This window comes from Vallitaleaceae bacterium 9-2, assembly GCA_038396585.1.
GTDB lineage: Bacteria > Bacillota > Clostridia > Lachnospirales > Vallitaleaceae > UBA1351.
This window is the reverse complement of record CP121691.1, coordinates 3,141,743-3,156,916: the sequence shown is the minus strand read 5'-3', so window position 1 is coordinate 3,156,916 and position 15,174 is coordinate 3,141,743. Positions and strand designations below refer to the sequence as shown.

At 37.2% G+C, this 15,174-nt stretch carries 9 protein-coding genes; 7 read left to right on the top strand and 2 right to left on the bottom strand.

Features of this window, described 5'->3' with window-relative positions:
- The first annotated feature begins 30 nt into the window (after positions 1 to 30).
- The gene (locus tag QBE53_14490) at positions 31 to 816 is read left to right on the top strand and encodes a PAS domain S-box protein (protein WZL80993.1); all 786 of its coding nucleotides are present in this window, start codon (positions 31 to 33) and stop codon (positions 814 to 816) included.
- Positions 817 to 916: 100 nt separating this feature from the next.
- Entirely contained in the window at positions 917 to 5,089 is a 4,173-nt protein-coding gene (locus QBE53_14485; protein ID WZL80992.1) for an Ig-like domain-containing protein, read from the top strand.
- 70 nt (positions 5,090 to 5,159) lie between these two features.
- Here QBE53_14485 and QBE53_14480 read toward each other — a convergent pair whose 3' ends face one another.
- The gene (locus QBE53_14480; protein ID WZL80991.1) at positions 5,160 to 6,704 is read right to left on the bottom strand and encodes a response regulator; all 1,545 of its coding nucleotides are present in this window, start codon (positions 6,702 to 6,704) and stop codon (positions 5,160 to 5,162) included.
- A gap of 12 nt (positions 6,705 to 6,716) precedes the next feature.
- Positions 6,717 to 8,507, bottom strand: a complete 1,791-nt coding sequence (locus QBE53_14475) for a cache domain-containing protein (GenBank protein WZL80990.1) — start codon at positions 8,505 to 8,507, stop codon at positions 6,717 to 6,719.
- A gap of 195 nt (positions 8,508 to 8,702) precedes the next feature.
- Between QBE53_14475 and QBE53_14470 the strand changes: the two genes are divergently transcribed.
- From QBE53_14470 to QBE53_14450, 5 genes are read left to right on the top strand one after another with little or no spacing between them, the layout of a single operon-like run.
- Entirely contained in the window at positions 8,703 to 10,070 is a 1,368-nt protein-coding gene (locus tag QBE53_14470) for an extracellular solute-binding protein (GenBank protein ID WZL80989.1), read from the top strand.
- Positions 10,071 to 10,102: 32 nt separating this feature from the next.
- Positions 10,103 to 10,981 (top strand): sugar ABC transporter permease, encoded by an 879-nt coding sequence (locus tag QBE53_14465; GenBank protein WZL80988.1) that lies wholly within the window; start codon positions 10,103 to 10,105, stop codon positions 10,979 to 10,981.
- A gap of 12 nt (positions 10,982 to 10,993) precedes the next feature.
- A complete protein-coding gene (locus tag QBE53_14460) occupies positions 10,994 to 11,815 on the top strand; it encodes a carbohydrate ABC transporter permease (GenBank protein WZL80987.1) in 822 nt (273 codons plus the stop codon).
- 4 nt (positions 11,816 to 11,819) lie between these two features.
- Complete coding sequence (locus tag QBE53_14455; GenBank protein ID WZL80986.1) at positions 11,820 to 13,478, top strand: glycoside hydrolase family 66 protein; 1,659 nt, start codon at positions 11,820 to 11,822, stop codon at positions 13,476 to 13,478.
- A gap of 8 nt (positions 13,479 to 13,486) precedes the next feature.
- Positions 13,487 to 15,118: an alpha-glucosidase gene (locus QBE53_14450; GenBank protein ID WZL83322.1), complete on the top strand. Its 1,632-nt coding sequence runs from the start codon at positions 13,487 to 13,489 to the stop codon at positions 15,116 to 15,118.
- Positions 15,119 to 15,174: the final 56 nt, after the last annotated feature.

Sequence of the window (15,174 nt, the reverse complement as noted above, 5' to 3'; positions counted from 1 at the left end):
TGACTATAATAAATAGACAAGGTGATAACGGTGCATATAATTGATAAAAATGTTTTGAGTATATTGGATCTGTCTTTGGATGGTATATTTATTGAAAATCTCAAAGGAGATATTCTGATGTGCAATCAATCTGGAGCAGACATGTTTGGCTATACTATTGAAGAGATGACAACCCTTAATATTCGAGATTTGGTCCCTGATTCCAACAATTACTACCTAAAAGAAATCTATAGTAAAGAAGACTTATTTCCCCAAGAGTATATTGACCGCATTAATGTAAAAAAAGATGGTACCCTTATACGTACGGAGATTAATTCTAAAATCATAACATCCGGTGACATTGAGTACTTGATTGCCTTTGTGCGCAATGCTAATCTTGTGTCAAATCTAGATCCCAACGATCCACAGCAGCAAAAGGTTTTATCTTCAATTGAAAAAATCATTGAAAAAGAACGACAGATACTATTGACTCTGGAAGATTCTGTTGGGAATGAAAAATATGTTATTCCCTTAAGCTCGGTCATGTATATTGAAGGCGTACAAAAGAAAATCAAGGTGTATTTTATTAATGGAACGACCATAAGTGGCTATGGACGAATCAGTGAAATTGAGCAGCAGATTGGGGCAAAGGGAAGTTTTTTACGTTGTTATCATAGCTACATCATTAATATGCAGTGGGCATCGATTCACCATGAGAACAAAGTCTTTGTAATGAAAAATGGAAATCTCGTGCCCATGAGGACACGCTATTATAGCAAATACAAAAAAGCCTATGAAGAGTATCAAAAAGCCATTGAATGTATCAAAGCTGTGTAAACTTTGGAAAAAAACTGCCAATTTTGGCAATTATGTTTATACGAACAAAAAAAATGTGTAATATGTGGATATCTTATCAAAAAATACGGAGGATATGAGTATGTTTTTTTCAAAGAAATGTAAAAGAGTACTGGCGATATGCATGGCAGTTCTAATGATAACCCAGTGGGGAGCTTTAAGTGACATTTATGGGGTGTCGGTAGGGAGTAATGAAAAGATATATCCTATATCGGATGTAGATGACCTACGTGCGATTATATATAACCCAAATGGAAGTTATATGTTGACCAATGATATTGATTTATCTGAAGTAAATGATTGGGAACCTTTACCGATTGCGTTTAATGGAAAGCTTAATGGGAATGGATATGTTATTCGCAACATGACATCGATAGGCACAGCGAGCTCTCCTTTTGTAGGGTTGTTTCAATCTATTGGATCAGGGATGGTCATATCCGACCTGGGGTTTGAAAATATTACTTTAGAAGTACCCCAAAGTAGCCATTATGGTTCAGGTGCTATTGCATCAAATGCAGCATTTGCTGTTGGTGGTACGATAGAAAATGTCTATGTAACAGGTAAGGGAACAGGAAAAGTGTCTGGTTTATTGGGAACAACGTTTTATACAACCATTCGAAATTGTTATGCTTCATTAGAAGGAACACTTAGCTATGGGGGTGTTGTTGAAGCTTATAATGGAGCAAACTTGACAAGAAGCTATTATAATGCAGATGTGACGACGTTAAGAGCGACAAATGTCGGAAACCCAAAAACGGCAGATGAATTAAAGCTTGCCGCAACATTTGAAGGGTGGGATTTTACCAATATATGGCAGATAAAAGAAGGGGAGTCCTTTCCAACGCTTGTTACGGATAGAGAGCCTATACTTTTATATGGGAAAGCATTTGGAGAAGTTAAATCGGAAGAGCTACATATAGAATTTGTGTATTCAAACCCGATTCTACTTGGAAGTGGCAAGGTATATGTGTATAGAAAAAATGATGATGGGTTAATAGGAACCTATGATGTGACAACAGGGTCCGTGGTTGATAATATACTTAACCTAGATATTAGTGCTCCGATTGAAGCGGATCAAGACTATTATATCCTCGCTGATGAAGGAATTGTATCGAGTCAAATGGGTAAAACGGTACAGGAATTATCGAATAGAGAACGTATAGTTTTTCACGTGGTGGAGTTTCAAGAGGGCAGCGGAACAATAGAAGATCCTTATCTAATTTATTCAGTTGAAGACTTAGAGCGGATACGCGAAGGGGTAGACTTTAATTATAGATTGATGAATGATCTGGATTTATCTACAAAACCTAACTTTATGCCTATTGGTAGCTATGACGTATCGATGAATAGGCTTCATATTCCCTTTACAGGGACTTTTGACGGGAATGGTTACACTATCCATGGGCTGACGCAAGACGGCATTGACTATATGTACAGCAGTGGGTTATTTGGATATTCTCAAGGGGATATTATGAACCTCGGGGTAGTTGACGTTGACATCTCCAGTGTTGCGACAAATCGTGGACAAGGAGGAGCATATGTCGCCGGACTGGTTGGGGTGAATGAAGGCAGAGTTACCAACTGTTACTCAACAGGGCGAGTCACCGGGACAACAAATACAGGCGGTCTTGTCGGGAATAATCTTAATGGAGGTGTGATTGACCGTTCTTATAGTGAAGTGGATGTATACGGTAAGTCGCTTTATGAAGGTTCTAATTATTATAGCGGAGAATACATGTATTATACCGGAGGACTAGCCGGGCGTAATGCGCTCAATGGACAGGTTGTTAATTGCTACGCTACAGGCGACGTTGAAGGTGGTTCACAAGTGGGTGGACTTATTGGTAATCAATTTAAAAGTGCAGAAGTTCGCGATAGCTATGCACTGGGAAATGTTAAGGGATATACTGATGTCGGTGGTTTTGTAGGGCGTAACTATCAAAGTTCAATCATAACGAATGCATATAGTACAGGACATGTAAGTGAAGTAGGTGCAGGAACCGTTGATTTTGGTGGTCTTGTTGGTGAGCAGTCAGCAACATTGAATAATGGATACTATGACAGTGAGCGTTCAGGCCAGCTTGATACAGGTAAAGGTGAACCAAAGACCAAGGAAGCAATGCAAGAAGCGGCAACTTTTGTAGGCTTTGACTTTACAAATACATGGACGATTAATCAAGGAAGAACGACCCCGTATTTTGCTAGCTTAATACCTACGTATCCACCAGCAGTGGATAATCACCCGCCAACAATTGATGCTGAGATTGCTGCTATTGAAGATACGCTTAAGGAAGGAACATTGAACGCAGTTGATCTGGATGGAGATACAGTTACCTTTACCGTGGTTGAGACGACGAGTGGAGGCGCATTGACGGTAAAATTATCGGGAGATTATACGTATATGCCTAATCCGAATGTAACGGGAACGGATCAGTTTGTTGTTGAGCTTGATGATGGATATACAACGACGGAGGCAGCGATAACAATTCATATTCAAGAAGTTGATGATTTACCTATGGCCATCGGTGACGATATCACCGTTGATGAAGACAGTGTAATCACAGGTGTCTTACCTATCTACGATGTGGATGGAGGCGCAGTACGTTATGGCATCGATGCGAATCCAAAGCATGGTGACTTGTCGATTAATGCAGAGACAGGTGCATTTTTATATGAGCCTGAAGCAAACTATTATGGAAAAGATGTCTTTAGATATGCAGTGAGTAATGGCATCAGTACAACTTCAGGAGCAATCAATGTGACGGTTCATCCGGTAAATGATGCGCCGGTAGCAGACAATGGCATGATAACGGTTAAGAGAAAACAGACAGTTAACAAGCAAATCGAGGCGTTAGATATTGATATGGATATGTTAACGTATACATTAGTTGATGATGTCGACCAAGGAACTTTGAATTTGTCCTCAAATGGTGAGTATAGCTATTATGCACAAGCGACCGGATTGACACAATTTAGCTATCAGGTTTCAGATGGCACGTTGACAGATACAGGGACGATTACAATTAAAGTAAAGAGTGAATCCAGTAATAATAATCAGCAAGTTCCACCAACGATAAATCCGGATGCAGATCAAGTTGCAGATGAACCGATAGTCATTGACATAGAAGATGCACAGGTAGGAGAAGGTAATGTCGAAGTAGCTTTTGTGCCTGGTAGTTCCAATGTTCAAGTTCATCTCAATGTAGAGAATCTGCAGACGTTACAAGCGACAAAAAAACTTTTAGAAGTAAAGACAGACTTTGCCCATTATATAGTAGATGCGAGCAAGATTGACATTGATACGATTCAAAGTACTTTTGGTCAAGGTGTTAATCCTTCACAGATTTTGGTATCAGTGCATATGAAAAAAACACAAGATAATAACCTAGAGATGAACTATGCACTAGATGCCCGTGATGGACTGGAGGTCATGAGCACACCTGTTGAATTTGAGATGGAGTATTCATATAATGGAAAAACGGTTAAGGGCAACGTATTTACTGGATATATTCGTCGCTTAATTCTTATTCCAGAACATGTGAATCCTGCGGATGTTACAACAGCAGTCGTCATTGAAGCAAATTATAGTATGCGTCCTGTACCGACAAAAATCGTTGAACGAGATGGACGTTACTATGCAGAAGTTCATAGCCGAACGAATTCAACTTATGTGCTTATTCGCCAAGATGTGAATTTTTCTGACACGCATCAGCATTGGTCAGAAGATACGGTCTATATGATGGCTTCAAGACTGATTGTTCAAGGCAAAAGTGCGACGCATTTTGAACCGGATGCATTTACATCAAGAGCAGAGTTTATAACAATGGTGGTCAAAGCTATGGGGCTTGATGTGCAGATGAGTGATACACAATTCTCTGATGTAGAGGCAAAGGACTGGTATTATGAAGCAGTTCAAACAGGAGCGCACTATGGGTTGGCTTCAGGTTATAACAAGGCATATCGACCCAACGATACCATTACCCGAGAAGAAGCATGTGTCATCTTAAGCCATATGATGCATTTGATTAAGGAAGATGCGGATCAGTTTGATGCGAACAATGTTACAAAAGGAATCAATGCCTTTTCAGATCAAGCACAAGTAGCGCCATGGGCGGTTGATAGTGTAGAGCTAGCTGTCGCATATGATATTCTTCAAGGTAAAGGAGAAAATCAGATAAAACCCAAAGATTATCTGACCCGTGCAGAAGCCATAACGTTTGTTCATAGAGTCATGAAAGCGTTGGAATTGTTTTAAGAATAGCTGTAAAAAACCCGAGTGATAACCACTCGGGTTTTTTATGCTTTTTTGGAAATGTGTAAGAAGGTTATTTAAGAAGTTCTATCGTTGCATCTTGGCTTGACTTTCTGTATTGACCGGGAGTCATACCATACTCTTTTTTAAAAACATAAGAAAAGTGTTTTACACTGAGGTATCCCACCGCCAAGGTGATCTGTTCAATAGTCATGTTTTTTTTATGTCGAAGGAGTATCAAGGCTTCGTTTAAGCGAAGCTCAGTCAAGTATTTTATGTAAGAGACGCCTACCGTATCATGAAAAAGATTGCTAAGATATGAAGGAGAGATAGATAGGTGCTCGGCAATAATAGATAGACTAATGGGAGCACTATAATTTTTATGGATGTATTCTTTGGCCGATTCAATAATGGAATCGTCAGATGAAGTCCCTGCGTTAGTGAGGTGAAGGGCTTCATAGGTATTGAAAAGACATATAATGTTAAGGGAAGTTGGCAAAAAGTCATCCCTGTTTTCAAGTGAGTTTTTAAGGAGATAAAATAAGTATAAGGAGATGCTGTCAGGATAGGAGTCAAAAGAACTTCTGGCGTGTTTAATGCTTATAAGATCAGAGCTTTTTACAGCATAGATATAGTTAGATACTTCTGTATTTAATCTGTTTGTATCTATACACAACTTCTGACTTGGATAAAAATAAAGCGGAGTGTTTTGATTAGTATTTGTCGACACGGCATTGAACATACATGTAACTCCAGTAGAATATGCATGATCAATTGCAAGGAGTTCACTGACAGAGTCGCCTATATATGCGACCAAGTCATAGTTGGTGGATAATTTGAATTCTTTGGCAATGGGGCGTAATAGGTATTCACAGAGTTTGCTCACAGAAGTATCTTGAGTATAAGTAGTATAGATGAGGGTTCTGTTTTCTTCATCCAACAAGACATAGCAATCTTGAGCCTTGAGTGAATCTTTTGCTAATTGATAGATTAATAAGTTGGTAAGATCTTGATTTTTGATATAGTTGGTATGATTGATTATATGTGGAGCAGGAGCAATAATCATAATTAGTCCTTCTTCTTTAAGTAGCTCCATTTTATGTTCGTATATGAGTGGCAATAATGCTTGGGTTTTTACATAAGAGTTATGAATAACTGCTTGAAGGAACTTTATAGCGATCTCATGCTTGAAGAGATTGGATAGACCTATAAGCTGTTTTAAGGATTGGTTATTTTCGGTGGTCTTATTGATTTTTTTGGCGATTTGGTGTAAGGAATTTACAAGTTCATTATTGTTAATCGGTTTTAATAAATATGTAAAGACATTATAGTTCAGTGCTTGTCGAGCGTAGTCGAATTCGCCATATCCAGATAGAATGATTAAATGGATGTGAGGGTAGTTTTGGTAAACATGATGGCATAATTTGACGCCATCCATTATCGGCATCTTGATATCGGTAATAACAAGGTCGACACAGTGAGAGGCAAGTAAGTCAAGTGCTTGCTTGCCATCTGAAGCGGTAGCAACAACTTCCCAACGAGAATCGAGTTTAGGAATCATAGTGGATAGAAACGTGCAAGTTAATGGTTCGTCGTCGACGATCATCACATTAAACATAGTTAAACCTCCTTAAAGTGCTTTTGGTAATCGGATGGATACTTTGGTACCATGATTTTTTATACTATTGACATCAATGCCGTAGCTTTTTCCGTATTTAATCTGAAGACGACGATTTACATTAATTAGGGCAATGCCACTACTTTTATCATATGGATTAATCTCTGTATTCATTGCATCGGGGTTGCTAAGTTTGTAAGATAATGCATCGCATTGTGCCTTGGTCATACCGATACCATCATCTTCAACGATAAGAAGTAGAGCTTTATCGTCTAACTTACTATATATCTTAATATGTGTGGTTGACTTTTTTGATTCACAGCCATGAATGACTGAATTTTCGACAATAGGTTGAAGGCTAAGTGCAGGGAGCGTATACTCTAGAATTTTTGGGTCCACATCAATCGTATAATCGAGACGATCAATATAGCGACTTTTTTGAATGCCTAGATAAGCTTTTAAAAAATCTAATTCAGTGGCTATAGGAATATCTTTATCTAAGTGACTAAGACCACGCAACATAATGCTTAACTGGTTGATGTTATTAATAGCATCTTCGGTGGCGTTGCTTTGAATCTGCATACTGATCATGTTTAGGGTGTTATAAATAAAGTGGGGTTGAATTTGGCTAAATAAGGAGTTGATTTGTGCTTCTTTTTGCAGATACTTGGCTTCGTATATTTGATGGGCTAGATTATCGTTTTCCTCAAACATCTTCTTTAACTCAAAGACCATGCTGTTTAAGGAACGTGCAAGGTCACCAAGCTCATCGCTTGGGGTGCAGTGAAACTGAACATCTAGATTCCCCTTTTGAATCTGCCCGATAGTTTTAATAATCTGATGGAGCGGCAGTAAAAAACGACGAAGGTAGATATAGATAATAATTAGAGAGAGTACAAAACAAATGGAAGCAATAAGAATTGCCGTTGATTTTACGCTGAGTATCTTTTGATTGATTGTATGAATAGAAGTAACGCCGACTAAGTGCCAATCGGACCCTTGAATCTTAGTGGTATTGATTAGGTAATCATCACCATTAAAGCTTATGCGTTTATCATTGCTAAAAGTGGATGAAGGATAATCTGCAAGGTCAATGTTTGGGATGTTTGAATAGATGAGTTGAGCATTGGAATCGATGATGGCAACGCCACCATCGTCACCGAAATCCGTTTTATCACAAATATCAATGATTGTTGAATAATTGGCATCGACTTTGATAACGCCAAGGACACGTTCTATCTTTCGTGTACTTTTTATGACTTGAACAATTGAAAAGACAACATGAGTAGGATTTTTGATGACCTGCTCAAGATGTGCCGAGACGAGCAGTGGTTCTTCACTTGTCAGGGCTTTTTTATACCAATCATATTGCGTATAGTCTTCCTGAGTGTTAATGGAAGAAGGCATTCTCTCACCCTTATATATGTCATCAGTAAAAATAAATACTCTTAAAATATCTTGTCTTGGAATAATAAGAATTTGCTCAAGAAAATCTTCGATAGTTCGTGTTCTATGTAGGCTGACAAGATCAGTGTCATTGATGTTTTTATCGAGTGCATCGATAACATCTTGATTATAGTATGGGGACAAAGACAAGCGGTAGAGTTCATTGAGATAGCTTTCAATATTCATTGCGGACAGCTCTACAACCTGCTGAGCTTTTTCATATGATTGTTCCATGAGACTTTCGCTATACTGATTAAAAAGTGCCGTGGAAATAATGGTAATGGCAACGAGTATGAGTAAGCTTGTGCTTAAAAATATTTTTAGGGATATACTTTTAATAAGGAATTTTTGTCTCATGGATACCTCCTAGAAGTAATATTTAACTGCTTGGTGCTACATAATCTAGTATAGCATTTTATCAAAAAATATGTGACATATAGTAAAAAACAGTCCCTTCATCGTAAATTTTAGGTGTTTTAAAGCAGGAAAAACAAGCATAGAATAAATAGTGTAACAAGTAAACGTAATCTAATAAATGAAAAGGGGAAAACTATGAAAAAAGGTTTTACATTATTTTTAAGTTCGTTACTCGTTGTGGTTATGTTGGCAGCATGTGCAAGTGAAGGCTCATCGGATGAAATGGTTGATAAAGTCAGCGATGAAACGATGGATGAAGTGTCAGATAATAGTTCGAACACAATGACGGAGGAAGATGAGGCAAGTGAGGAAGTCGTTCATATTAAGCTGTTTACCGGGAAAGTTGAGACTGTTGAGTTAATGAACACATTAATCGATGAGTTTAATGCAGCTAATCCTAATATTGTGGTAGAACAAGAGTTTCAAAAAGATGCGAGCAATGTGATTAAGGTTAAATTTGCTTCAGGCGATGTTCCGGATATTGTGACGGTTGTAACTCAAGATTATATCAATCAGGGAATGTATTTAGACCTTACACAAGAAGCGTGGTGGGATAGGATTTCTCCATCCATTCGTGATCTTTGTACAGATGCCATATCAGGAAAACAATATAAGGTTGCCAGCAATATGACAATGGCAGGGATGTATTATAACAAGTCTATCTTTAGTGACCTTGAGATAGAGGAACCAAGGACTTGGAGTGAATTTGAACAGAGTATGATGGAGGTTGCAAAGACAGGAGTAACCCCGTTTTTTATGGGAGGTAAGGACTCTTGGATGTTAGGACATTTGATTGAATTTATGGCGCATGGTGTGATTAAGCAACAAGAAGGTGCCACGGGAGCAAAGATTGCATTTTTGGAAAATGATGATGCAAAGTTACACTTTGGAGATGAAAATGGTCCGATGGACAGCTTCGCAGCAGCTATTTTAAGTGCGAGAGATAAAAAAATATTGAATGAGGACTTCTTGACAGCGACATATGATAATCAAATAGAGGCATTTGCAACGGGAGAAGCGGCAGTCATTAGCCAAGGCATGTGGGTACTTGGGGGTATCTTGGAAAAAAATCCAGACATGGCAGATAACATAGGGTTTATGCCATATCCAGCAATTGTTGATGGAACTAGTCCGGTGGTTTTAAGTGCAGAAGATTCAGCGTATGCGATTACGGCGGCTTCAGAACATCCTGAAGAAGCAAAACTATTTTTAGATTTTTTGTTTCAACCAGAGAATGTAAAAAAATATAGTGAGTTTATTAAATCGCCAAGTGCATTTAATGATGTGGCTCCAGATTGGGGTCCGTTGAAGGATGAAGTGGATTCCGCTCTTGCAAATGGGATCAATATCGGTTTTACCAATGAAAGCCCTTCGGGATTTTCTGGTGATGATGCAGGACGAATGGTGCAAGAATTATATGCAGGTCAATATGACTCTTCAATTGAATTTGCAAAAGCATATAAGGATGTGTGGGATAAAGCCTGGAATGCCTCAAATAATTAGTGGATAAAGAGAAAATAATAAGGAGAAGTTAGATGGCTAAAAAACAAATAGTATCCAAACTGCATCATGTCATGATCTTTCCGGCGTTTATACTGTTTAGCATTTTTTTCATATACCCTTTAGTGCGTGGTATTGGGCTAAGTTTGACAGATTATGATGGAGTTTCAGCACCTAATTTTATAGGTTTGGATAACTTTGTTGCTTTTTTTCAAGATAAAAGGGCAATGAATGATCTAAAAACAACGGTGTTATTTGCTGTTGGCAGTGCGCCGTTGTTGAATATTTTTGGGTTTTTATATGCGCTGCTATTAGACTCCAAGTTTAAAGGCAAGGGGATCGTTCGAACAATTATTTACTTGCCTGCAGTGATTAGCCCTCTAATCATGGGATACATTTGGTATTTTATTCTTCAACCGGGACGTGGATATCTTTATGTTCTGGTTGAAGTATTAACCAATAACCCATTAAATTTTAATTGGATGGCATCACCAACAATAGCGATAGGAATTATTATTTTTGTTAATGTATGGCAGTTTGTTGGGATGACAATGGTAATTTATCTTGCCGGATTGCAAGCGATTCCTGAACAGATGCATGAGGCCGGGGAAATTGATGGAGCAAGTTATTATCAGAGGATAAGATATATCATATTGCCGATGATGATTCAACCGATTAAGATAAATGTAATTACCAATATTATTGGGTCGCTGTCGGTTTTTGAAATCATTATGGCGTTGACAGATGGCGGACCCGGATATGGGACAGAGTCGTTAAGCATATATATTATGCGTATGTGCTATGGAAGTTTTACGGGATACTCGACAGCAGTTGCCATCATTCTATTTTTTATTGTGTTAATACCTGTTATGATCTCGTTTAAGTATTTAAACACAAAAGAATATGAAGCTTAGGAGAGACGTGTTATGAATAGATTTAAACATATAATGAAGTCAGTAGTGATTATTCTCATAACTCTTATGGCTTTGCTGCCTTTTTACATTTTGCTCATCTTGGCAATGACGCCTCCATCAGTAAACTTTACAGAGGAATTCGTTATAGTGCCTAGAATGTATTTTAAAAATTTTTTGGATGCATGGCAGACATCTCAGATTGGTCAAGCAATCGTTAATTCGCTAGTTATAACGGTTGGAGCTATTGCGATTGTTGTGTTTTTTGGAAGTATGGCAGGCTATGCAGTGGCTCGTATTAAGAACAAGATGAATCAGATTATATTTACGATTATGTTAGGATGTATGATGATTCCAGGAATCATTAACACAGTCCCTTTATATACTTTAATGATTGATATTAACGGTATTAACACTTATTGGGCGATGATTCTCATATTGGCAACGAATGTTTTGCCCTTTTCGACGTTTCTGTATTCTGGATTCATTAAAGGGGTGCCCAAGACTCTTGAAGAAGCCGCGATTATTGATGGAACTACTCGAATAGGCGCATTTTTTAAGATTGTCTTTCCGCTACTTAAACCAGTAACATCATCCATTATTATTATCAATGGATTAAGTATATGGAATAACTATGCACAGGCTGTTTTCTTTTTGCAAAAGCAGTCTATGCGTACAATTCCATTGGCTATATCCATGTTTTTTCAACAATATGGAGCAAAGTGGAATCTGATGGCTGCCGCAGCTATGATTGGATTAGCGCCGGCGGTAATAACATTTCTTGTTTTCCAAAAATACTTTATTAAAGGGATTACCGCAGGGGCGGTAAAAGGTTAAATATATGCAAGAGAAAAAAAAGCAGATGATCAAAGATGTGTATCCAACTAAAGGACAATTTCATAAAGGAGAAGAAGTCGCTGTTGTGATCGAACTTGAAGAATATACGATAGAACAGTTAAAGAAAACCTCTCAGGAGTTAGAAATTATAGTTACACATTTTGACAAGCAGGTGTTTTGTGGAAAATATGCGCTAGAATTGGATTCAAGGAGCATACAATATCCAATAAAGCCATTTGAATGTGGAGGATATGGCGTTACGATTAAACTAGGTACTGAATGTATGAGAACGGCTTTTGATGTGGCTAAAAGCCATCATATCATTCCAAGATATGGATTTTTGAGTGATTTTACAACCGAAGATACTGGAGATGAAGACATTAAAAGCATGCTAAGATTACATATGAACCTAGTACAATTTTATGATTGGATGTATAGACATGAATATTTGGTAGCGGATACGAAGCAGTATATGGATCTAATGGGAAAATCCATGTCAACTGAAATTGTACAAAAAAAAATAGATGCTTGTCATCGCTATGGGATGAAAACAATGGCATACGGGGCGGTATATGCTGCTTCCAAAGAATTTTATGAAGAACATGCAGATTGGGGAATGTATACCAATGATGCAAAGCCAATTACTTTTATTGATTTATTTTATATTATGAATATTGATGCAACATGTCCTTGGCATCAACATATTATTGACCAGTATTGCACAGCGCTTAAGCGAATGGACTTTGACGGAATTCACATGGATACATATGGATACCCCAAAAGTGGTTATGACGTGGATAAGAGTTATATCAAGATGGATGAAGCTTTTGGCCCATTAATTGATAACACAAAGGCTGCATTAGATAAAGTGAAAAAAGAAACAACGGTTATATTTAACAATGTGGGGAACTGGCCGTTAGATGTTACTGCCAAAGCAAATCAAGATATTTTGTATGTTGAAGTGTGGGAGCCATATGACAAATATGTACATATACAGCGTATAATTCATGAAGCAAAAGTAGCAAGTTCTAAAAGTTTGATTATATCTGCCTATTTAAAACCTTACATGTATGCAACACAAGAGCAAGCATTTAATGCATTAGCATTGTTGACGGCTTGTATTATTGCCAATGGAAGTACCCATTTGGTTATGGGGGAAGACAAGCGGGTGTTAACTCAAGGATATTATGTGGATCACTATCCTGTTGAAGAACGGTATTATAATGCCATTAGAAAATACTATGACTTTAGTGTACAATATGCAGAAATTTTTTTTGATAAAGAGCTTATAGATGTTTCGATGACGCATGCCTATGGTGATAATTTAGAATATGTCTTTGAGAAAGTAGAGACGAGTCCATATGCACAAGCGGGAAAAGTATGGACAATCATACGTGAACATACTACCATGAAAGTTATCTCTTTCATTAATTTAGTCGGGAATAATGAACAATGGAATGAAGGAAAGAATAGACCTATAGTCCAAAGGGATATGATAGTTAAGATTTTGCTGAATCAGTCAATTGAAGGAGTGTACTTGATATCTCCAGAGTCACCAAAGATGCAAAAATTAACCTATGAAACATATGATCAAGGAAGAGGAACGGTTGCAGTGGTGCATGTAGATAAAATTGATATCTGGTCGGTATTGGTTGTTAGATAAAATGGAGGATAATAATGAAGTGGTGGCAAGAGGCAGTTGTGTATCAAATCTATCCTAGAAGTTTTATGGATAGTAACAATGATGGTATTGGAGATTTGCAGGGAATAATTAATAAGTTAGATTATATTCAGGATTTAGGTGCTAATGTAATTTGGTTATCGCCGGTTTATGAATCGCCAAATGATGATAATGGATATGATATCAGTGATTACTATTCGATTATGGGTGAGTTTGGAACCATGCAGGATATGGAACGGTTAATCAAAGAAGCGGGCAAGCGAGATATCAAAATTGTCATGGATCTAGTTGCAAACCATACGACGACATCACATAAATGGTTCAAACAAGCTCTAGATGATAAAAAATCTAAGTACCATGATTACTATTACTTTTATGAAAATACTGGGAAGACACCTAATGATCTCCAATCTGTTTTTTTGGGATCGGCGTGGGAAGAAACCCCAGACCGTGATGAGATGTATTTACATATGTTTGCAAAATCACAGGCAGATTTAAATTGGCATAATCCACAAGTCAGAAAAGAACTGTATCAAATGATTAATTGGTGGTTAGAAAAAGGGATTGGCGGATTTCGACTTGATGTCATCGACTATGTTGCTAAGGAGATAGAAGATAAAATAATAACAGATGGCCCAAAGCTTCATGACTACATTCGTGAAATGACGGAAAAAACGTTTAGTCATTATGATGTTATGACGGTAGGAGAGACATGGAGCGCAGATACTGAAAAAGCTATTAAATATTCTAATTTAGATGGTAGTGAGTTATCCATGATTTTTAACTTTTCGCATATTCTGTTGGATATGGATGGAGAGGAAAAATGGGATTATAAAGAAGTATCCTTAAATGAACTAAAAACAGATTTTGAAGAAAGACAGCAAGGTTTGTATAACAAAGGATGGGATGCACTATTTTGGAATAATCATGATTTGCCTAGAATTGTTTCAAGATGGGGAGATGATAAACAATGGAGAGTTGAATCAGCAAAGATGTTTGGAACGCTTTTACACTTTATGCAAGGAACACCTTATGTGTATCAAGGTGAAGAATTAGGAATGACCAATGTGGATTTTCAAGAAATAGAAAAATTTAAAGATATTGAAATATTAAATATGTATCATGAAAGAATAAATCGTGGATATTCTCATGATGAGATTATGAATTCGATACATCACATAGGACGGGATAATGCTAGAACTCCAATGCAGTGGAATAGCACAGAGTATGGAGGGTTTTCAAAGGTTGCGCCATGGATTAATATTAATAGCAATTACAAGATGATTAATGCAGAAGCTCAAATAGCAGATGACAATTCAGTGTACAGTTATTATAAAAAAATAATCGAATTTAGACGAACAAGTCAATATAAGTCGATTATTCGAGACGGAAACTTTGAACTTATTGATAAACATAATGAAGATATCTTTGCATATAAGCGTATACTTGGATCTTATGAACTTATTGTTATCTGTAACTTCAGACCATTTAAAGTACAATATAGATGTAATGATCTTTTGGATTTAGAGTATAAAAATTTATTGTTATCAAATTATGATAGAATGTTGGAAGAAGAATACTTAAAGCCATATGAAGCAAAAGTGATTTTTGGGAAAAAGTAATTAAATAAATTTATTTGTAAAGTACAATGAAAAGAAAAAAAATTTCTTTGAGTTGT